18 protein-coding genes are annotated in these 19,642 nt (G+C 58.5%); 12 read left to right on the forward strand and 6 right to left on the reverse strand.

The features are described from left to right. Positions 1-9: 9 nt before the first annotated feature. Positions 10-891, reverse strand: coding sequence for a LysR family transcriptional regulator (locus SIAM614_RS12665; RefSeq protein WP_006934985.1), 882 nt, complete (start codon positions 889-891; stop codon positions 10-12). Positions 892-1,210: 319 nt separating this feature from the next. Here SIAM614_RS12665 and SIAM614_RS12670 point away from each other — a divergent pair, with 319 nt between their 5' ends. From SIAM614_RS12670 to cydX, 6 genes are all read left to right on the forward strand, one after another. After that, a complete protein-coding gene (locus SIAM614_RS12670) occupies positions 1,211-2,710 on the forward strand; it encodes a CoA-acylating methylmalonate-semialdehyde dehydrogenase (protein WP_006934986.1) in 1,500 nt (499 codons plus the stop codon). 257 nt (positions 2,711-2,967) lie between these two features. After that, the gene (cydD, locus tag SIAM614_RS12675) at positions 2,968-4,776 is read left to right on the forward strand and encodes a thiol reductant ABC exporter subunit CydD (protein ID WP_006934987.1); all 1,809 of its coding nucleotides are present in this window, start codon (positions 2,968-2,970) and stop codon (positions 4,774-4,776) included. Next, entirely contained in the window at positions 4,773-6,479 is a 1,707-nt protein-coding gene (cydC, locus tag SIAM614_RS12680; protein WP_006934988.1) for a thiol reductant ABC exporter subunit CydC, read from the forward strand. Before cydD ends, cydC begins: the two co-directional genes overlap by 4 nt. A gap of 345 nt (positions 6,480-6,824) precedes the next feature. After that, positions 6,825-8,429 carry a cytochrome ubiquinol oxidase subunit I gene (locus SIAM614_RS12685; RefSeq protein WP_006934989.1) on the forward strand — a complete coding sequence of 535 codons (1,605 nt, stop codon included), beginning with the start codon at positions 6,825-6,827 and terminating at the stop codon, positions 8,427-8,429. Between the two features lie 6 nt (positions 8,430-8,435). After that, positions 8,436-9,593 carry a cytochrome d ubiquinol oxidase subunit II gene (cydB, locus tag SIAM614_RS12690; protein WP_006934990.1) on the forward strand — a complete coding sequence of 386 codons (1,158 nt, stop codon included), beginning with the start codon at positions 8,436-8,438 and terminating at the stop codon, positions 9,591-9,593. 12 nt (positions 9,594-9,605) lie between these two features. Next, complete coding sequence (gene cydX / locus SIAM614_RS31190) at positions 9,606-9,725, forward strand: cytochrome bd-I oxidase subunit CydX (protein ID WP_040440058.1); 120 nt, start codon at positions 9,606-9,608, stop codon at positions 9,723-9,725. Positions 9,726-9,811: 86 nt separating this feature from the next. On the opposite strand, the gene SIAM614_RS12700 is transcribed toward cydX, so the two are convergent. Further along, positions 9,812-10,354: a peroxiredoxin gene (locus SIAM614_RS12700; RefSeq protein ID WP_006934993.1), complete on the reverse strand. Its 543-nt coding sequence runs from the start codon at positions 10,352-10,354 to the stop codon at positions 9,812-9,814. 431 nt (positions 10,355-10,785) lie between these two features. Here SIAM614_RS12700 and SIAM614_RS12705 point away from each other — a divergent pair, with 431 nt between their 5' ends. From SIAM614_RS12705 to SIAM614_RS12715, 3 genes are read left to right on the forward strand one after another with little or no spacing between them, the layout of a single operon-like run. Then, complete coding sequence (locus SIAM614_RS12705) at positions 10,786-11,259, forward strand: TRAP transporter small permease subunit (RefSeq protein ID WP_157139828.1); 474 nt, start codon at positions 10,786-10,788, stop codon at positions 11,257-11,259. Beyond that, positions 11,256-12,821 (forward strand): TRAP transporter large permease, encoded by a 1,566-nt coding sequence (locus tag SIAM614_RS12710; protein WP_006934995.1) that lies wholly within the window; start codon positions 11,256-11,258, stop codon positions 12,819-12,821. Before SIAM614_RS12705 ends, SIAM614_RS12710 begins: the two co-directional genes overlap by 4 nt. A gap of 20 nt (positions 12,822-12,841) precedes the next feature. Beyond that, on the forward strand, positions 12,842-13,906 hold the full coding sequence (locus tag SIAM614_RS12715) for a TRAP transporter substrate-binding protein (protein ID WP_006934996.1): 1,065 nt from the start codon (positions 12,842-12,844) through the stop codon (positions 13,904-13,906). A 43-nt stretch (positions 13,907-13,949) separates the two neighbouring features. Here SIAM614_RS12715 and SIAM614_RS12720 read toward each other — a convergent pair whose 3' ends face one another. Beyond that, positions 13,950-14,831, reverse strand: coding sequence for a DMT family transporter (locus SIAM614_RS12720; RefSeq protein WP_006934998.1), 882 nt, complete (start codon positions 14,829-14,831; stop codon positions 13,950-13,952). 222 nt (positions 14,832-15,053) lie between these two features. Here SIAM614_RS12720 and SIAM614_RS12725 point away from each other — a divergent pair, with 222 nt between their 5' ends. Together SIAM614_RS12725 and SIAM614_RS12730 are read left to right on the forward strand one after the other, a co-directional pair. Continuing rightward, entirely contained in the window at positions 15,054-15,884 is an 831-nt protein-coding gene (locus SIAM614_RS12725; RefSeq protein ID WP_006935002.1) for a peptidoglycan-binding domain-containing protein, read from the forward strand. A gap of 96 nt (positions 15,885-15,980) precedes the next feature. Continuing rightward, entirely contained in the window at positions 15,981-16,334 is a 354-nt protein-coding gene (locus SIAM614_RS12730; protein WP_006935003.1) for a cupin domain-containing protein, read from the forward strand. A 170-nt stretch (positions 16,335-16,504) separates the two neighbouring features. Here the strand turns inward: SIAM614_RS12730 and SIAM614_RS32445 are convergent, their stop codons facing one another. The 3 genes from SIAM614_RS32445 to SIAM614_RS12740 form a co-directional block, all read right to left on the reverse strand. After that, positions 16,505-16,681, reverse strand: coding sequence for a hypothetical protein (locus SIAM614_RS32445; protein ID WP_006935007.1), 177 nt, complete (start codon positions 16,679-16,681; stop codon positions 16,505-16,507). Next, positions 16,681-17,259: a YcjF family protein gene (locus SIAM614_RS12735; protein WP_006935009.1), complete on the reverse strand. Its 579-nt coding sequence runs from the start codon at positions 17,257-17,259 to the stop codon at positions 16,681-16,683. Before SIAM614_RS12735 ends, SIAM614_RS32445 begins: the two co-directional genes overlap by 1 nt. Positions 17,260-17,359: 100 nt before the next feature. Next, positions 17,360-18,505 carry a prohibitin family protein gene (locus SIAM614_RS12740; protein WP_006935011.1) on the reverse strand — a complete coding sequence of 382 codons (1,146 nt, stop codon included), beginning with the start codon at positions 18,503-18,505 and terminating at the stop codon, positions 17,360-17,362. 367 nt (positions 18,506-18,872) lie between these two features. Between SIAM614_RS12740 and SIAM614_RS12745 the strand changes: the two genes are divergently transcribed. After that, on the forward strand, positions 18,873-19,457 hold the full coding sequence (locus SIAM614_RS12745) for a class I SAM-dependent methyltransferase (protein ID WP_081455248.1): 585 nt from the start codon (positions 18,873-18,875) through the stop codon (positions 19,455-19,457). Positions 19,458-19,642 lie beyond the last annotated feature (185 nt).

The following is a 19,642-nucleotide window of genomic DNA, read 5'->3' on the forward strand; positions in this document are numbered from 1 at the left end:
CTGGTTTGCCTAGCCGAAGATAGCTCTGTCGCGCACGACCTGATCGCGCAGGAAGTCTTGTGCCGCCGCAACATGACGGAGCGGGCGCGAGCTTTCGTGTGTGACCATCCAGTAGGCGCGGCGGAGCTTTATGTCCGGCAAAACGGCGACAAGGCCGCTGTCATCGCGCGCGATAAAATCGTGGAGGATTCCAATGCCCGCGCCAGAGCGGACGGCTTCGGTCTGGCCGAGTGCGGAGGCGATTTCAAAACGTGCGGTCCAGTCTTTCAGGATTTCGGTGCCGTAATTCAGCGACGGCGAGTAAAGCAGGTCTTCCACGTATCCAATCAGATCGTGGGCGGTAAGATCGGTTGCGATGGCTGGTGTGCCTCGGCGTTCCAGATAGGTTTTCGAGGCGTAAAGGCCGAGGGAATAGTCGACAAGCTTGCCTGCGACGAGCCGGCCGGTTTCCGGCCGGTCTATCGTCACGGCGATATCGGCCTCGCGGCGGGACAGGGAAAAGGATCGCGGCACGGGCACGAGCTGCACCGTCAGACCTGGATGTCTTTCCGTCAGTTTGCCGAGGCGTGGGGCGAGGTAGGCGACACCGAAGCCGTCGGGCGCGCCGATGCGCACGGTTCCCGTAATTTCCGGCGTGTCGTTTGTAAGATCAGCTTCCGCCGCAACCGCTTCCGCCTCGATCCGTTCTGCCCTGTCGAAAAACCGGCTGCCGGCTTCGGTCAGAAGACAGCCGGACGTCGACCTGTCGAACAGGCGTGTGCCGACGCTGTCCTCGAGGCTCGTTAGTCTGCGGGCGACCGTGGCGTGATTTAGGCCGAGGCGGCGCGCCGCAGCCAGGATCTGTCCCGTTCGCGCGATTGCGAGAAAGATGCGGATGTCGTCCCAGTTCATGCCGATTGCTTCCCGTGATGATCGCCTTGCTCTGGTTGTTACCAGCCGGATGAGCGCCAAAATCAGAAGATGTGCTCACGGGGTGCTTGGTGCGGGCTCTTTGCCGCGCTCATGCCGGGATGACAACTGAGGGCAGTTGGACCTATCGTTCATTTGAAACGCTGATTGGATTTTATTGGCATAACTTTAAAAAACGCACAACGGTTCCGGAGTTCTGGTTCTTGTTTGCGGCAAAAATAAAAGTCAAAAGGAAGCCACCTCGGACATTGGCCAGAAAACCTTTCTGGCTGGTGTCAGAACATATTGGGAGAAACGCGACATGCGGAAGATCGGTCATTTTATCGGCGGCAAACACGTGGAGGGAACCTCCGGCCGCTATGCAGACGTCTTTAACCCGGCAACCGGTGAAGTTGAGGCGCAGGTCGCCCTGGCCAGCCAGGCCGAGATGGATGCGGCAATTGCCAACGCTGCCGCCGCACAGCCTGCCTGGGCTGCCACCAACCCGCAGCGCCGCGCCCGCGTGATGATGAAGTTCGTCGATCTTCTGAACCGCGACATGGACAAGCTGGCTGAAGCGCTTTCCCGTGAACACGGCAAAACACTGCCGGATGCCAAGGGCGACGTTATCCGCGGTCTGGAAGTTGCCGAGTTCTGCATCGGTGCGCCGCATATGCTGAAGGGCGAATTCACCGAAGGTGCAGGCCCGGGCATCGACATGTACTCCATGCGCCAGCCGCTTGGCGTTGTTGCCGGTATCACGCCATTCAACTTCCCGGCCATGATCCCGATGTGGAAATTCTGCCCGGCGATCGCTTGCGGCAACGCCTTCATCCTGAAGCCGTCCGAGCGTGATCCGTCCGTCCCGATCATGCTGGCCGAACTGATGATCGAGGCAGGTCTGCCGGAAGGTGTCCTGAACGTTGTCAACGGCGACAAGAGCGCGGTGGATGCGATCCTGGACGATGAAACCATCCAGGCCGTCGGCTTCGTCGGTTCCACGCCGATTGCCCAGTATGTTTATGCCCGCGCAACTGCGTCCGGCAAACGTGCACAGTGCTTCGGCGGTGCCAAGAACCACATGATCATCATGCCGGATGCCGACCTCGACCAGGCAGCCGACGCTCTGATCGGTGCCGGTTACGGCGCGGCTGGCGAGCGCTGCATGGCCGTTTCCGTTGCCGTACCGGTTGGCGAAAGCACCGCAAACGCGCTGATCGAGAAGCTTGCGCCAAAGGTGGAAGCACTGAAGATCGGGCCGTACACGGCTGGCAACGATGTCGACTTCGGTCCGCTGGTGACCAAGGAAGCTCTTGCCCGCGTCAAGGGTCTCGTCGATCAGGGCGTCAAGGAAGGCGCGAAGCTGGTTGTCGATGGCCGCAACTTCTCCATGCAGGGTTATGAGAACGGCTTCTTCATGGGTGGCTGCCTGTTCGACAACGTCACCAAGGACATGGAAATCTACAAGACCGAAATCTTCGGTCCGGTTCTGTCCGTGGTTCGCGCGGAAAACTACGAAGAAGCGCTCGATCTGCCGCTCAGCCATGAATACGGCAACGGCACCGCGATCTTCACCCGTGACGGCGACACCGCCCGCGACTTCGCATCCCGCATCAACATCGGCATGGTAGGCATCAACGTGCCGATCCCGGTGCCGCTTGCCTACCACACCTTTGGCGGCTGGAAGAAATCCGGCTTTGGCGACCTCAACCAGCATGGTCCGGACGGGTTCAAGTTCTACACCCGCACCAAGACCGTGACGTCCCGCTGGCCGTCAGGCCTGAAGGATGGCGCTGAGTTCGTCATTCCGACGATGAAGTAAACGCAATCGAACACACGTTCGGCAAAGCGCTCCCGGTCACCGCCGGGAGCGCTTTTGTTTTGAAACAGCGGTTCTCCGCCTCAAGGACAGGCAAACGCCTGGTACCTGGATCGCCGGACTGGCGTGAGCTGCTGCGGTTCTTTTCGTGCAGCAATATAAAATGGCCGGAAAAGGTATGGTTCCGACATGGCAAACCGGGATGTGCCGTGGCAATGTGTCCCTTGCATTTGAAATGGGAGAGCGACACTAAACGCCCGATGAAAACGAAAAGGGAAAAGATCGGGAAAGTGGCTGAGGATGTGGGGCAGGGCTACAGAACCGCGGTTGCTTTCGGCTGGCCGGACGAGGGAGAAAGCCGCCGCCTCAAGCGGGCCGGCCGGCTTCTAGCCGTATCCGATCTATTGTGGATCGCCCAAGCTGGATTGATTTCCTGGGCGCTTGGATCGCTTCCCGGGATGTTTTTGGCTGCAGACGACAGCCTTGTTGCCGAGAGCGATCTCACCGCGGCGGCATTGCAGGCCGCCGCCGGCATAGCGCTTGTCGCTCTTTTAAGAGTGTTTCTGCAAAATCGCGCGGAAACGATTGCCCGTCAGACAGCCCGAGCGATCCAGAGCAGGGCACGCGGCGATCTTCTCTCCGTTGCGGCCACGCGGTCACCCTCGGCAGAGTTTCCCTCTTCCGGGGCCTTTGCCGCGCACGTCACCGAACAGGTCGATCTGCTCGGACCTTATTATCGGAACTTCGAACCGCAGAAGCTGCGTTTGCGCCTTGTGCCTCTTGGGATCGTGGCAGCGACTGCTTTGTTCAGTTGGCTGGGGGCGCTGATCCTGGTTGTCTGCGGGCCGCTCATTCCGGTTTTCATGGCGCTGATCGGTCTGCGCGCAAAGGCGGCGAGCGAGAGGCAGCAGGAGGAACTGGTGCGGTTGAGCGGGAGCCTGCTCGACAGGATCAAGGGACTGGAAACGCTGACGCTGTTCGGCGCGATCGAGCGAACACAGCAGCAAATCGGCGATGCGGGCGAACGCTTCAGGACCGGAACCATGCGCGTCCTGAAAATCGCGTTCCTGTCCTCGACCGTGCTGGAGCTGGTTTCCGCACTCGGCATTGCCTTTTGCGCAGTCTATGTCGGTTTCTCGCTATTGGGGGAAATCCAGGTTGGCACCTGGGGCGGGCCTCTGACTTTTGCACAAGGCCTTTTCATTCTCCTGCTCGCACCGGAGTTCTTCGCGCCCTTACGCGCCTACGCAGCAGCCTATCACGACCGCGCAGGCGGACTTGCCGCCCGGGAGAGACTGGCGACGCTTTTTCCGGCAGAAGACAATCCCAGGCCGCGTCCGATTGGTGCGGACGGATTCGAAAAAGCCGGCACCCATCAGCTTTCGAGCCCGCCGGCAATAGAGTTCAGGTCTGTCTGCATTTCCCATCAGCAAAGAGACGTCTTCAAGGATTTCAGTCTGGCGATTGAACCTGCCGAGACGCTTCTGCTCGAAGGGCCAAGCGGCAGCGGCAAGACCACCTTGATTGACGGAATTCTCGGATTTCAGGAACCGGATTCCGGCGAAATCCTGGTGGAGGAAGTTCCTGCGTCAGCGCTGGCCGCAGTGCTTCGCCGAAAGGTCATCTGGCTTGGTCAGTCACCGAGGCTGTTTCACGGCAGTCTGCGGGCAAACCTCTTGAAGGCCGTTGAAACACCTGCAGCGGTACCAGAAGACGATCTGTGGCAGGCGCTGCAACTTGCCGGCGCTGAAACGTTGGTTCAACGACTTCCGCGTGGCCTTGAAACACCCTTGGGGGAAGATGGTTTCGGCCTTTCGGTTGGCGAGATCCGCCGGGTTGCGCTGGCACGGGCGGCAATGCGAAAGGATGCCGTCCTCTTGCTGGCGGACGAGCCGACTGCCTCGCTCGATGAGGAAACTGCTGCTGATGTCATCAATGGTCTGCGGACACTTTGTAATGGGCGCACCGCCATCATCGCCACACATGACAAGGGTCTTCGGCAAATTGCCTCGCGGCGGATCGATCTGAAGTCTCTTGGCGCTGTCGCTGGGGGGAGGGCCTTCGCGTGAAGTCTGTCTGGCACATCATCCGCACCCAGCACCGGTACGACAGTTTTCATTTCTGGCTCGGGATATTCGTGGCCCTGCTGCCTGCGGCTGCGGGGCTCCTGTTGCTCGGGGTCTCCGGCTGGTTCATCACGGCGGCGGCCATCGCGGGACTGAGCGGTGCGTTTCTCAACATCTTCGCGCCAAGCGCTCTCATTCGTGCCTTTGCGATTATCCGCACGGCGGGCCGTTACGGCGAGCGCGTCTTGACCCATGATGCGACGTTTCGCTTTCTGACAGGGTTCAGGAACAGGCTGTTTGCGTCCATGGCACATCGGACGAGCGACGGGCGAAGATCCGGATTGCTGCTCAACCGCCTGACGCTCGACATTGCCGTCCTTGATACCGTTTATTTGCGTCTGGTTGTTCCCCTGGTGTTGGCGCTCGTCGTCGCAGTCTCGCTGCTTCTAATCTGGAGCAGCATCTCTCCGCTTCTGCTGGTCACTGGCGCGGTTTTCATATCTGCCTGGGGCTGCCTGGCCGTCTGGACCTTCGTCCGGTCCGATACCAAAAACGCCCGCCGCACGGATGCAGCGCTTGATGCCATGCGGCTTCGGGCAGCTGATCTGGCTGCGGGGCGACGGGATTTGGCGATCTATGGCGGGCTGGAAGCTGCGGCCGAGACGGTTCTTGCCGCAGAAAGTCGCCTTGCGGAAGCCCAGGAGGCCGAAGATCTCCGGACCAGCAAACTGACAGCGGGCTCGACGCTTCTTGGCCAGGTGTTTCTTGCGGCCATTCTTCTTGTCTGCCTTCTGGAAGTCGGTCGCGGCACGCTGACGGCGGCTTTGGCGGTTGGGCTCATACTTGTGGTCATGGGACTGCCGGAAATTTTCTCGATGAGCTTGCCAGGGCTTGCCAAATTGCCGCGTGTCGCGCTGGCTGCCGGCCGGGTCATGGGCTTGATGAAGGATCGCGCTGAAGCTGGATCTGCGGGCGACCGGGCCTCGGGAAAAAGAGCCGTTACCGCCGCTACGGGTGTGCTTGCCTTTGAAGACGTCAGTTTTGGCTATCCGGGTGCGGCGAGACGCGTGCTGGAGGGGCTTAGCTTTTACGTCGCACAGGGCGAAATTCTCGCACTGGCAGGTCGCAGCGGTTGCGGCAAGTCAACGGTTGCGGCATTGGCTGCCCGGTTAAGAAGCCCGGGGCAGGGGCGGATTGTTCTGGGCGGTGTTGACACCGGCCGGATCCCGGACGCAGAGCTTCGCCGCAAGATTACCGTCATCGGTCAGAAGGCCTATCTCTTCAACGATACAGTTGCGGAAAACCTGCGTATTGCAAACCCGGATGCCAGCGATGCGGATCTCTGGCGTGCGCTTGAGCAGGCTGCACTTGCCGACCGCATTTCGGAAAATCCGGAAGGGCTGCAAACCATTCTGGGCGAAGGTGGGCTGGGCCTGTCCGGCGGGGAGCAGAGGCGTCTGGCCCTGGCCCGGGCCTTTCTGACCCGGCCGGTTCTGTTTGTTCTGGACGAGATTACCGAGGGACTGGACGCTGCAACTGCTGGCGACGTTCTGGACAGGTTTCTGTCCTATCGCGGAGATGCTGCCGTCTTGATGATTGCGCACCGTCGCCAGGAACTGGAGCGGGCCAACCGCGTGCTGGATCTCACGGCGCCGCGCGGGGGCGTCAATCCGTCGCCGGAAACAATTCTTTCCGAATTTCAATGAGTTCCCGCTGGGTTTTCCGCAGCTTGTGGTTGCTTCGTCCTTTCTGTCGCATTGACCTTGCGGTGGCACTGGGCCACGATCAGGTCATAGGAAGACTCGTTTTCTAAGCCGGTTCATTGACGGGATTGGCGGCCGTAATCCGCATTCATTGCGTAGTTGATTGCCGCCGCTGGATCGGGACGATAATCGGGTTTTCGATCAAGATCGACAAGGCCCGGTCCCCTCCGGCAGGGCATCACCCGGTCGATCGTCCTGATGTGCCGAAGTGTTTTTTCCGTTCGACAGAACGTTGGATGCTTCTGCGAAAATGCTCGGGCCGTCTCCGGTCCGTAAAGGGGGAATACGATGGAACTGAACGTCGTTGACCTGTCGCGGCTGCAATTTGCCATGACAGCGCTCTACCACTTCCTGTTTGTGCCTTTGACCATCGGCCTGTCGATCCTGTTGGCGACCATGGAAACAGTCTATGTGATGACCGGCCGCGAGGTCTGGAAACGCATGGTCAAGTTCTGGGGCACTCTGTTTGGAATCAACTTCGTCCTGGGTGTTGCCACCGGCCTGACCATGGAGTTCCAGTTCGGCATGAACTGGGCCTATTTCAGCCAGTATGTCGGCGACGTCTTCGGCGCACCGCTGGCGATCGAAGGTCTGATGGCCTTCTTTCTGGAAGCCACCTTCGTCGGGTTGTTCTTCTTCGGTTGGGACCGGCTTTCCAAGCGTCAGCATCTGGCGGCCACCTGGGCCGTCGCAATCGGAACGAACTTGTCCGCGCTGTGGATTCTGATCGCCAACGGCTGGATGCAGCACCCGATCGGGGCCGCGTTCAACCCCGACACGATGCGGATGGAAGTCATCAGCTTCTACAACGTTCTGTTTAACCCTGTGGCGCAGGCCAAATTCGTGCACACCGTGTCTGCGGGCTATGTTACCGCGTCCATGTTCGTGCTCGGTATTTCCGCCTGGTACATGCTCAAGGGCCGCCATATCGCGATTGCCAAACGGTCCATGGCAATTGCCTCCGCCTTCGGCTTTGCATCGGCTCTGTCCGTTGTGGTTCTAGGAGATGAAAGCGGTTATGAGGCCAACCTGAACCAGAAGATGAAACTGGCGACGATCGAAGCCATGTGGGACACCGAACCAGCGCCTGCCTCCTTCAACGTGGTTGCCTGGGCGGACATGGAAAAGCGTGAAAACGTTTTTGCCATCGAAGTGCCCTATGTGATGGGCCTGATCGCAACGCGCTCTCTCGACACGGTCATTCCCGGCATCAAGGACCTGGTGTCGCGGACCAAGGACCGCATTCGGCAGGGGGCCATCGCGTGGGATGCTCTGCAGAAGATCCGCCAGGATCCGGTCAATGTCAGCCCGGATGTCCGCGAGACGTTCCTGCAGAACGAGAACTCGCTCGGCTACGCCTATCTGCTGCTGCCGTTCACGGATAATCCCATGGAGGCGACCACCGCTCAGGTCGATGCGGCCGCATGGTCGACCGTGCCCGAAGTCATGCCCATGTTCTATGCCTTCAGGATCATGGTGGCTTGCGGCTTCTTCTTCATCCTGATGACGGCGATTTTCTTCTACTATTCCTCGTCCGGAAAGCTGGACAGTCTGAGGGACAAACGCCGTTGGCTGTTGCACGTCGCAGTCTGGTCAATTCCTTTGCCGTGGATTGCCTGTGAAATGGGCTGGTTCGTGGCGGAATACGGCCGTCAGCCCTGGATCATCGAAAGCATGCTGCCGACATCCGCAGGTGTTTCGAACCTGAGCGTGACCGAGGTTCTGCTGACGCTCGCCGGTTTCGTAGCGCTCTACAGCACGCTTCTGGTGATCGAGATCACGCTGATGATCAAATACATCAAGATCGGGCCCGAAGACGGCGAAAACCCGGATACGGTTCAAGCCGCATTCCGGCAGCCGGCTCCCACTGCAGCCTCAGTTCCAGCGGAGTAATCGAAAATGATCCTCTATGAAATGATCGACTACTCTGTTCTGAAGATGATCTGGTGGCTCCTGCTGGGTGTCCTGCTGATTGCCTTCGCGGTCATGGACGGCTTTGACATGGGTGTCGGAGCGATGCTGCCCTTTGTTGCCGAAACGGACATCGAGCGGCGCGTGGTCATCAATACAATCGGCCCGACCTGGGAAGGAAACCAGGTCTGGTTCATCCTGGGGGGCGGGGCGATCTTCGCTGCCTGGCCGCCGCTCTATGCCATCAGCTTCTCGGGCTTCTATCTAGCGATGTTCGTGGTGCTGGCGGCAATGATCCTGCGGCCGGTCTCCTTCAAGTACCGGTCCAAGCGGCCAGATCCGTCCTGGCGCAGTGCCTGGGACTGGGCACTGTTTACGGGATCCTTCGTGCCGGCACTTGTCTTCGGTGTCGCCGTCGGCAATGTGCTGCTCGGCGTGCCGTTCTCGCTCGATAACGATCTGCGCATGACCTACGAAGGCTCGTTCTTCGGGCTCTTCTCGCCGTTCTCGCTGCTGTGCGGATTGTTGTCGGTTGCCATGCTGGTAGCCCACGGCTCGGTCTGGCTGGTGATGCGTACAACCGGCGATATCGCCATGCGCGCGCGGCGTTTCGGAACCGTAGCGGCCGGTCTCGGCATCGTGCTGTTCTCCCTTGGTGGCTATCTTGTTGCCAGCGGTTACGTGGAAGGTTTCCGCATCACGTCTGAAATCGATCCGAACATGGCAGCCAATCCGCTCGCGAAACAGGCGATTACGGAAGGTGGGGCATGGATGTACAATTACACTGTCCATCCCATTCTTTGGCTTGCCCCCGGTCTGGGCTTCCTCGGCCTGTTCGGCACTCTGGTGTTGCTACAGACCCGTCTGGAAAAGCTGATCTTCCTGTTTTCGAAGCTGGCGGTTTTCGGGATCATCTCGACGGTCGGTGTCTCTATGTTCCCGTTCATCCTGCCGTCCTCTATACAGCCGGACGCCAGCCTGACGGTGTGGGATGCATCCTCCAGCCATCGAACCCTGTTCAACATGCTGGTGGTGACACTCATCTTCCTGCCGATCATCCTTGTCTACACCGCCTGGGTCTACAAGGTCTTGTGGGGCAAGGTGGATGAAGAAACCATCGAACGCGACAACCACACCGCTTACTGAGGAGACTGCTTCATGTGGTATTTTGCCTGGGTCCTCGGAATGCCTTTGGCCTGCGCTATGGCGATCCTGAACGCGATGTGGCTGGAGCTGAGGTCGGAAGACGAGCGCCGCCGCCTCGAAGGCCGCGAGTAGGCCAAGCTTTTGCCGAAAGCCTTGTCACAGAACGAAAAAAGCCCCGGATCGCTCCGGGGCTTTTTGCTGAGCTTATGCCCGTTGGATCAGGCGGCCTGCACCTTTGCAGCGCGCAGCTTTTCCAGGATGTTCTGCGGCGAAGAAACGCCATAAGGATCGCTTTCGCAGTTATCGGAGAAGCCTTCTTCTTCGAACCACTGCTCGACAACACCATCGTTGACGACAGCGCCATAGCGCCAGGAACGCATGCCGAAGCCGAGATTGTCCTTGGCAACCAGCATGCCCATCTTGCGGGTGAACTCGCCGGAACCATCCGGGATCACCTTGACCTTCTCGACGCCTTGCGCTTTCGCCCAGGCGTTCATCACGAACGCATCGTTGACGGAGATGCAGTAGATCTCGTCGACGCCTTCAGCCTTGAATTCTTCGAACAGTTTTTCGAAGTCCGGAAGCTGATAGGTGGAGCAGGTCGGAGTGAAGGCACCGGGAAGCGAAAACAGCACGACTTTCTTGCCCTTGAAATAGTCGTCGCTGGTCTTGTCTTCCCAACGGAACGGGTTCGGGCCTTCGATGGATTCGTCGCGGACACGGGTGCGGAAGGTAACGAACGGAACTTTTTTGCCGAGCATCGCAAACTCCAGAAATTGAACGGTTGCAAACTGTCCAGAGCGCCAAAAATCTGACCTTGCCCGAGGGAGGAGAACCGGGCAGGGCACGGACGCCCTGAAAGCGGAGAAGGTTTCGGCCTAACGCATTTGCTGCGATGCCGCAATCCATTTTGCTTTGCGAAAGCCAATAAGCCTGCGCGATGGAGCCCGTCGGGACGATATGCCGCTTCGCATATGCGAGCAAACTCACGTTCGGGACTTTTGTGGGCAGGTGGCGTTTTCCGGAAAAAGCACTCAAATCATTGTATACACGCTCAATTTCGATGTTTAAGTTGAGGCGTCCCACAGGGTTCTCTCTGGACTTGAGGCGGGGCACAGCAGGGGGCTCCACAGGGCCGGATCTAGCATCCGAGACCCTGCCAAAATTTGACTTCCAGCGTCACGAGTGATGAATGCGTAGGGTCTTTAAGGCGGTGCACATGCTTTGCATGGGGTTTGCCGCGATCGTCTTTCTGGGCCAATTGGCCATGGTGCTGATGCGCTATCTGCTTGGCTTCGGATTTCTGGAAATCCAGGACGCGGTCAACTATGCATTCGCAGCACTTGTTGCCCTTTCAGTGGTCGTATCCTTCGATGCGGACAAGCACGTGCGTGTAGATGTCTTCCGCCAGAACTGGAGCACCCGAACGAACCGGCGCATCGACTGGCTGGGGTATCTCCTGCTGGCTCTACCGGTCTTTGCGCTCATGCTCTGGACGGCATTTCCGCTGGTCCGCAGTTCCTGGGCAATTTTGGAAGGCTCTCCGGAAACCGGCGGCTTGCCCGGCCTGTTTCTGGTCAAGACATGTCTCATAATCCTTCCAGGGCTTGTCGTCATTTTCACTCTTCAAAAGCTGTTCGGCGCGATCCGGCGGAACGATTCATGACTGCCGATATCATCTGGCTCGCCATCCTGGCCCTGTCCGTATTTGCCTGCATTCTGTCCGGTGTGCCTGTGCTGCTGGCAATAGCCGGTGCGCCGACGCTTGTGGCGCTTGTTGCAGCCGCGACGGGGCATTTCGACCTCGTTTTCTTTCAGGCTGTTCCCCAGCGCGTCTACGGTGTGATGACCAATCCGCTGCTGCTGGCGGTGCCGCTCTTCGTGCTCATGGGGCTGCTCCTTGAAAAGTCACGGCAGGCGGAGCGGATGTTGCAGAGCCTGACGGCCGCTATGGGCGGTCAGCAGTCAGCCCTGGCGCTTTCCGTTGTTCTGGTGAGCGCGCTCATTGCCGCCTCAACCGGCATCATCGGGGCAACAATCGTCATGCTCGGCACCATCACGCTACCCGCGCTGCTGGCGGCCGGCGTCAACAAGCACATGAGCAGCGGTCTTATCTGCGCCAGCGGCACGCTCGGTCAGATCATTCCGCCGTCCATCGTTCTGATCCTCCTGGGGGATCAGGTGTCCAATGCCTACTTCGAGGCACAGCAGGAAGCGGGCAACTTTGCGCCGGACCCTGTCACGGTGGGAGACCTGTTTGCCGGCGCTTTGATCCCGGGTCTGCTTCTCGTCGCTCTCTATGCAGCTTATGTGCTGCTGCGCCTGCGCCGGACAGTGCCGAAAGGGCAGGAGGGGCAAACCCCGGCACCGCAGCCGCGTGTCTCGGGTCGTGAACTATTCCGGAATATCGCCCCGACGCTCGGATTGATCGTGGCTGTGCTCGGCAGCATCCTGATCGGCATCGCAACCCCCACGGAAGCCGCCAGCGTCGGTGTCGCCGGCGCCATCCTGATTGCGGCTGCCGCAAGCGACGGCAAGGCTGCCCGTATTGCAATGGCCTGCGCAGGCTTTGCCATCATCCTGCTGATCCTGCGCCGGCTCGGTCTGTTCGGTCTGGAGTTCGAAGGTGGGCGGATAAGCTGGACCACACTCACGATTGTCTCCGTCGCAATGACGGCAGCGGCATTCGTCATGCTGGCCATCGCGGCAGCCTCTCTGATCCGGGGAGGCGTGCTGATGCCCGCGCTGCGGGAAACCGTGACCATCACCGGGATGATCTTTGGCATCGTGATTGCCGCCAGCATTCTGTCGCTCGTCTTCCGTGGTTTCAATGGCGACGAGCATGTCGCTGAATTGCTGCATGCCTTGCCAGGCGGCGCCTACGGCATGTTGCTGCTGACCATGCTGGTCATTTTTCTTCTTGGGTTCATTCTGGAATTCGTGGAAATCATTTTCATCGTCGTTCCGATTGTCGGGCCGATCATCCTGCAGTCCGACATCAGCCCAGTCTGGTTCGCGGTTCTGATTGCGCTCAATCTGCAAACTTCGTTCTTGACGCCGCCATTCGGGTTTGCCCTTTTCTATTTCCGGTCGGTTGCACCGGCGGATATCCGCACCTCTGACATTTATGTTTCGGTGATCCCGTTTGTCGCCATTCAGCTTGTGGCGCTCGGTCTGGTCGCCGCCTTTCCGGTACTGGCGACGCTGTTGCCGGACGTCCTGTTTTGAACACCATGGGAGAGACGATTATGAAAAGACGTGATTTTCTGAAGGTAGGCGCCGTTGCCGCACCTGCCAGCCTGCTGGCGGCACCAGCAATTGCGCAGGGCAAGATCGAGTGGAAGCTGCCGACGTCGTTCCCGGCCAAGGCCCCCGGCGTCGGCACCAACGTGACCGCCTTCGCCGACCGAGTCGCCGCCATGTCCGATGGCCAGTTGACCTTCAAGGTCTACTCCAGCGGAGAACTTGTGCCGCCCTTCGGTGTCGAAGACGCCGTGGAGCAGGGCACGGCCGAGATCGGTCATTCGACGCCTTACTACGCCGCTTCGAAGAACACGGCCATGCACTTCTTTTCCGCCGTTCCTTTCGGTATGACCGCGGTGGAAACAACCGCATGGCTGCGGTATGGCGGCGGTCAGGAGCTGTGGGACAGCCTTTACGAAGAACGCGGCCTCAAGCCGTTCTACTCGGGCAGTTCCGGCGTTCAGGCAGCCGGCTGGTTCAAGAACCCGGTTGAAAGCCTGAATGATCTTGCCGGCCTCAACATGCGCATTGCCGGCCTTGGCGGCGAAGCCATGCGCAAGCTCGGTGTCAACGCGGTGTTGCTGCCGCCCCCGGAAATCTTCCCGGCCTTCCAGTCTGGCGCCATCGATGCGGCCGAGTGGGTCGGTCCGATGCTGGACCAGGCGTTCGGCCTGCAGAAGGTCGCCAGCTACTGCTACGTTCCGGCCTTCCATGAGCCGTCAGCGGCGCTGGAAATCGTCGTCAACAAGGAAGCCTATGACAGCCTGCCGGCAAACCTTCAGGCAATCATCGCCTATGCCGCGGAAGCTGCTTCTGTCGAAACCACTGCTCAGTTCGACTACTACAACGCAGTGGCCATGAAGAAGCTGAAGGAAGACGGCGTCACATTTGCCAACTTCCCGGATGACGTCCTGGCTGCCTTGAAGACAGCAGTTGCAGAAGTGATGGCGGAAAACGCTGCCGCCAATCCGAAGTTTTCCGAAGTGCAGAAAAGCTACGACGCGTTCCTGGATCTTGCGAAGGATTACGCGGCGCTGGTGAAAGCAACCACCTTCACCCAGCGCATGTAAGCAGGCTTTGCCCCGCCGGCTGGCAAACGGCGCCGGCGGGGCTTCAGGTTTCAAGCTGCCGTTCGCGCAGCACGATGGCGATACCGCTTGCAATGATGATCGCCGCGCCGACGTAGGTCGCCAGGTCGGGAATCTCGTCCCACAGCAGCCAGCCGAGCAGGGTTGCCCACAAGAGGGCGGTATAGTCGAACGGCGCGACAACGGCTGCCGGTGCCAGGCGGAAGGCCTGTGTCATCAACGTGATGCCGACCGTACCGAACAGCGCTATGCCCAGAAACAGCCAGATGTCTTCGGCGCGTGGCTGAACCCAGACGAAAGGCATCGCAAGGGCACTCATAAGAGCGCCGGCTCCGGACAGATAAAGCATCAAGGTCCAGACGCTCTCGCGCGGGTCCACCAGCCGTGCGCTGAGCATAAGCGCCGCGTAGAACAAGGCTGTTGCAATGGGCAGAAGCGAAGCTGCCTGAAAGGCACCTGTGCCCGGGCGGACGACCACCAGAACCCCGACAAATCCGATAAGCACCGCCGTCCATCGGCGCCAGCCGACCTGTTCGCGCAAAAACAGTGCGGAAATCGTGGTCACGAATACGGGCATGATGAAGACAAGCGCCGTCGCTTCAGCAAGTCCCAGAAGGCTCAGACCGGTGAAAAACAGCGTTGCGGCGCAGATCCATAGCCCGCCGCGCAATAGGTGGGCCGCCGGACGGTGAGAAATCAGGGCGGATCTGCCGCCCATTTTAAGCGCAATCACAGTGGCGATCGGCAGGGCGATGATGTTGCGCAGAAACAGGATCTGGAGTGGGCTGTAGTCAGCCGTCAGCGTCTTGGCAATGGCGTCGTTGAGGCAAAGGCACACAACGCCTGCGCACATCATTCCTATTCCTGCCGTCACCCGATTGCGGCTTTCGGCCATGGCCGTTCCCATTTCAATAACTCCCTTATTTGGGCGCAGTGAAACATCGGGCCGGGCAGGGCAACAAGGCGAGATTTGACGAAATCCGGCCTGTCGGGATGCAGCAGGACATATCCGTGGAGAATTATGATTGACGTAGCGTAATTTGTTTTTAGGGTAAGGGTGTTTTGCAGTAAAATTCAATTTTCGATTGTTTGCCCATTATCCGTTCCATCGCCCCGGAGGCCCCATCCCATGGCATTGACGTCTCCCTATTTCCGCAATGTGCCACAGCTCGAGGCCGCCGCAACCAACAGCCCCTGGCTTGGCAGCGGGTCGAGTGGGCACGGTGTGCATCTGGTTCAGTTCGGGTTGATAGAACTGGGGTTTCCCATGCCAAAATCCGTTGGTGGAACGGGGCTCAGTCCGGATGGCATCTACGGCAATGAAACCGTGCAAAAGGTCAAGGAGTTCCAGCGTTCCTCACACGGCGGGCCCCCTATCAACGATGACGGTGCCGTCGGCCGAAACACCATGGCCAAGCTCGACAGGGCGCTTCCGTTCCTCACGCACAAGGTTCGTGTGCACATATTCGTTGTGGTGACGCCGGACGCTCCGATCTCCACCGCGGAAAGCACCGCAAAGGAACTCTACAGCCACTACGGCATCAACTTCGAGGTCACGTCCATCCAGTCACTGCCTTTGACTGCTGCCGAAGAAACGGAGTTTTCCCAGCACGGTCTTGCCTTTGCCAGGATGAAGCAACTGGCAGAATCGCATACGTCCGTCAGGGTGCTGCCGAATGAAATCATGGTGTTCTATATCCGCCGCTTCAATCCGGACACCGACCTGGCCCTTTCCAAGGCCAATCACACGGGAGCCGTCACGCGGATAAAGAAAAATGCGGATGCCAGCACGCTGGCGCATGAAGTTGCCCATAACCTCATCGACAGCCCGCGGGGCGTGAGCGAGCATGTGGCGCACAAGCAGAACATCCTGGCGACACTGCCTCGGACCACGCCCTTTGTTCTGAGTTTCGAGCAAGTTGAGCAGATGCGGCGGAACATTCGGCTGTTGCGGGCCTGACCAGGAAAAGCTTCAGACCTGGGGCATCTGGTCAGCACGGCCTTCGGAGGCTAGCATCCGTCATCCGATCGATCTTCCAAAGACAGCGAGACGCGCATGCACGCCTTCCTTCCCTTCAATCTCGACGACATCGTTCCCGAACACGATGCGCCCGCGGCGGAAAAGGTCATTTCTGGAGATCCGAAGTTTACCACCTGGCTGGTCGAGACGGCGGACAACGAAACCCTGTTTTCGGGCGTTTGGGAAGCAACGCCAGGGGCCTGGAAGATCTCTTACGACGAATGGGAGTTTTGCTCGATCCTTTCCGGCAGATCGGTGCTGACGGACAAGGAGGGAGCCACCCGGGAGATTGGAGCAGGTGACAGCTTCGTCCTCCAGCCCGGCTTTTCCGGAACCTGGGAAGTCCTGGAAACCACCCGCAAGCTGTTCGTCATCCGCCTGCCGTCCTGACGCAGGTCTAAAGCGGCGGCATTGAGCAACCAGCAAGGGTCAACCTTGTTTTCGGAGCGATTGCAGGCGCTTGTACCGCGTTGATGAATGGTCATCCATCCGCAGCTATTACTACGGGCACCAAAAAGGAAACCGGGAACCTTGGTCCCCGGTTCTGTGCTCCGGTTCGGTTACTTCTGCGCCTGATATCCGGATGGTTCCGTCAGCAGCAGAACCACGAACACCAGGACTGGGGTCAGCACCACGCTTGCCAGGAAACATCCGAAGGACCCGAGGCGTGTGTCCCGCCCCCGGTAACCGACCAGGACGCACAGAAGCAGATATATGACCAAGGGTGCGACAAACATCAGGCGGCTTCCGGCTTGTCTTCCGCGATGTCTTCGCCCCTCTTCACCATCTTCTTGAAATGTTCCTTGTAGGCAGCGGCGTCGAAATTCAGGAAGTCACCGCCTGTTTCGAAATGCTGCTGGAACACCTTGCCGACAGCAAAGGTGAAGGCGCCAAGCGTTGCACCGGATCCGACAATACCCAGCGCGGTGCCGATCACCGGAATGGTCTTCATGAAGCTGGAAGCAATGAAGGTGCCCGCACCAACACCGCCCAGACTTGCCAGAAGCGTCGTCACGGCTGTTCTTGCGCGGTTTTCCGAAAACGGCACGTCATAGACAGCCGCCAGCTTGCGGATGAGGTTGAGCTGGGTGCCGATTGCGGCAACGAGATCGAAGATCGGAATCGGAATGAGGCCGGTGCCCGTGCCCACGATGACGTGGTCACGAATGATCTTCTCGGCTGCCAGTGTGCGTTCTTCCGGGGTCAGCGGAGCGCTTTCAGTCTCAGCCGTACCGTCAGCCAGCTTTTCAGCCGCATCGACGGTGTCCTCAGGCTGTGATTTTGCGGAACTTGTGCGTGTGGACTTCGTGGTCATTTCACAGTTTCCTTCCTTCAGCGTCGCAGCACCCGGCTGCTTACTCTACGTGAGCGTAGCTCGACTGCGATCCGATTTCAATCTTGCAATCAGCAGGATATCAATTTCCAGTTTGCGCCTTTTCCGTGTTTTCTTTGCCAGAAGCAGATGTTGTTTCACCCGTAGTGGTGCTTTCGCCAGACGAATTTCCGCCAGACGTATTCTCGCCGGATGTACTTTCGTTCGGTCTCTGCTGTGTCTCCTGATCCTGCAACGTATCCGTCTCGGATGTTGGTGCGTTCGGGAACAATTGCGGCAGAGTGTCAAAATCAGGCAATCGGTAACGCTGCGGGTTGACCGGAGCAGGGGCTGGCAAATTCGGCTGGTTTGCAATGTCGCTGCCCAGAATGAGGGGAAGCTGGTCTTTGCCACCGCCAACAATCACGATCTTGCTGTTGTTGGATTTGGACAATTCGACAGTCGCTTCTATTCCACGCCATGTCAGAAGCTGCGGTGTCAGGGCGTCGGCGACGATCGAATAGAAGGTCTGATATCCGATGGCGTCGATACGTTTACGCTCCGCTTCCTTGCGGGCCTGCTCCAGCACATATTCATAGGCGAGGGCGTTTTGTTCCTCGGTCAGCTTGCGCGAAATCGCCTGGTTGATTTCCTTCGGCAGCTCGATCCGGCGAATAATGACCTGGTCAAAGATGATCAGGTCCTGCGTGTTGGATTGAATGGTCTCCATGACTTCCCGTTCAAGGCCTGCCATGTCGACCTGGTAAAGCTCGTGAGGGTCGTATTTGCCGATCACCGAGCGGACCGCTTCCACGGCGGTCGGGCGGACAAACCGGTCGGCATATTCCGGTCCGATGGCCCGGTGCAGCTTTCCGGCATTTTCCGCCTTTGGATAATACAGAACCGAAATGTCCGAAGTGATACGCAGGCCGTCCGCCGCCAACCCGTGGACCGTTTCGTCCTGTTTCTGGATGCGGACCTCGTAGGGGTAGATCCGGTTCCAGGGCCATTTGATGTTGATACCTTCGGGATAGACGAATCTGGTCTCGGTGCCGACGGTGAGCGTCCTGAAAAGAACGCCGACTTCACCCGGACCGATGACAAAGAAGGTCAGTGGCCACAGAACAATCGAGACGAAGCCGAGCAGCAGCAGATAGGCGATGGCCTTGTCGGTCCGGCTCATCCTGTGGATCTTGCGCGGCTTCTTTTTCGGCTTGTCAACCTCGACGTCGTCTTCCGCAACGCTCATTCAGCGCCCCCAGGAATTGAAACGGTTCCGCAGCTCGTCAGGATGACTAACGGCCGGCGAATGCATAAAAACAAGAACTCTCAATGCTTTCCGAGTGATCCTGCCTGCGCCAGTCGCAGCAGAGTTGCAAGAAAACAACGCTGTGGCAAGCGTGTTTCTTGAGCTAGGCAAGAGCGAAAGAATTTGCTTAAGTCGTGTTGTGTTGCTTAACGTCAATACAACTTATGGTTAATTTCGCGTGTTGTGAAACCGTGATCGCGACCAGCTATAGGAGCGGTGCGTGTCAGCCAGAGCAGGGTCATTCAGTTTTGATCGGAAGGACCTCAGCCGGTTCCTCTTCGATCTTTATGACTATGAACCCAAACTCTTGCGCAAACTGATTTCCGCACGACCCTATGTCTGCCCGTTTGAGGATATCGAGCGGCATATTCCTTCAAATGCAAAGGTTCTGGATGTCGGCTGCGGCAACGGGGCGTTGCTGGCCATTCTGCTGGCATCGGGAAGGATAAGTGAAGCTGTTGGTTGCGATGTGCATGAAGGCGCTCTTGCCTCGGCCCGAAAGGCAGCGGAGCGAGCGGGAAATGCCGGGCGCGTATCGTTTTTGAAGATAGGCGATTTCGAGGCGATGCCCGCTGATCGTTTTGACGTCGTAACCATGGTCGATGTTCTTCATCACGTTCCCGAAGGCAAAAGGGTGAAGGCAGTTGATGAGGCAATCAAACGCGTCGGGACAGGTGGGATATTCCTGTTCAAGGATATGGTCGAATCGCCGTTCTGGCGGCGACTGGCTCACAATATCGACGATCTGATTTTCTCCGGCGAATGGGTGAGACAGGTCAAGACCGCCGAGGTTGAGGCACATGTGAAGGCCGCAGGCTTCGTACTCGTTGAAAGTCAGGAAATTCCACGGATTTTCTACGGAAACACGCTGCGGGTATTTCGAAGACTTTAGTAAACTTCGAAATGAGAGATGTTGAACGGAGATTGTGGAGAAAATTAACTTATCTTCTGCGAAAATTCGTGAATTATTTTCAATGCCGTTAGGTAAGTTATGCGGAGAAGGGAGGAGTTGCAAAATTAGTCGATAGATTACTTGTCAAAAAACTCTCTGGGGGGTGATTTGAGTTTAGGTGTTGC

Source organism: Roseibium aggregatum IAM 12614, from assembly GCF_000168975.1.
Lineage (GTDB): Bacteria > Pseudomonadota > Alphaproteobacteria > Rhizobiales > Stappiaceae > Roseibium > Roseibium aggregatum.

Bases quoted from the DNA above. Each gene is read 5' to 3' on its own strand.
- SIAM614_RS12665 (WP_006934985.1), bottom strand. From the start codon at position 891: ATGAACTGGGACGACATCCGCATCTTTCTCGCAATCGCGCGAACGGGA.
- SIAM614_RS12670 (WP_006934986.1), top strand. From the start codon at position 1,211: ATGCGGAAGATCGGTCATTTTATCGGCGGCAAACACGTGGAGGGAACC.
- cydD (WP_006934987.1), top strand. From the start codon at position 2,968: ATGAAAACGAAAAGGGAAAAGATCGGGAAAGTGGCTGAGGATGTGGGG.
- SIAM614_RS12685 (WP_006934989.1), top strand. From the start codon at position 6,825: ATGGAACTGAACGTCGTTGACCTGTCGCGGCTGCAATTTGCCATGACA.
- cydB (WP_006934990.1), top strand. From the start codon at position 8,436: ATGATCCTCTATGAAATGATCGACTACTCTGTTCTGAAGATGATCTGG.
- cydX (WP_040440058.1), top strand. From the start codon at position 9,606: ATGTGGTATTTTGCCTGGGTCCTCGGAATGCCTTTGGCCTGCGCTATG.
- SIAM614_RS12700 (WP_006934993.1), bottom strand. From the start codon at position 10,354: ATGCTCGGCAAAAAAGTTCCGTTCGTTACCTTCCGCACCCGTGTCCGC.
- SIAM614_RS12705 (WP_157139828.1), top strand. From the start codon at position 10,786: ATGCGTAGGGTCTTTAAGGCGGTGCACATGCTTTGCATGGGGTTTGCC.
- SIAM614_RS12710 (WP_006934995.1), top strand. From the start codon at position 11,256: ATGACTGCCGATATCATCTGGCTCGCCATCCTGGCCCTGTCCGTATTT.
- SIAM614_RS12715 (WP_006934996.1), top strand. From the start codon at position 12,842: ATGAAAAGACGTGATTTTCTGAAGGTAGGCGCCGTTGCCGCACCTGCC.
- SIAM614_RS12720 (WP_006934998.1), bottom strand. From the start codon at position 14,831: ATGGGAACGGCCATGGCCGAAAGCCGCAATCGGGTGACGGCAGGAATA.
- SIAM614_RS12725 (WP_006935002.1), top strand. From the start codon at position 15,054: ATGGCATTGACGTCTCCCTATTTCCGCAATGTGCCACAGCTCGAGGCC.
- SIAM614_RS12730 (WP_006935003.1), top strand. From the start codon at position 15,981: ATGCACGCCTTCCTTCCCTTCAATCTCGACGACATCGTTCCCGAACAC.
- SIAM614_RS32445 (WP_006935007.1), bottom strand. From the start codon at position 16,681: ATGTTTGTCGCACCCTTGGTCATATATCTGCTTCTGTGCGTCCTGGTC.
- SIAM614_RS12735 (WP_006935009.1), bottom strand. From the start codon at position 17,259: ATGACCACGAAGTCCACACGCACAAGTTCCGCAAAATCACAGCCTGAG.
- SIAM614_RS12740 (WP_006935011.1), bottom strand. From the start codon at position 18,505: ATGAGCGTTGCGGAAGACGACGTCGAGGTTGACAAGCCGAAAAAGAAG.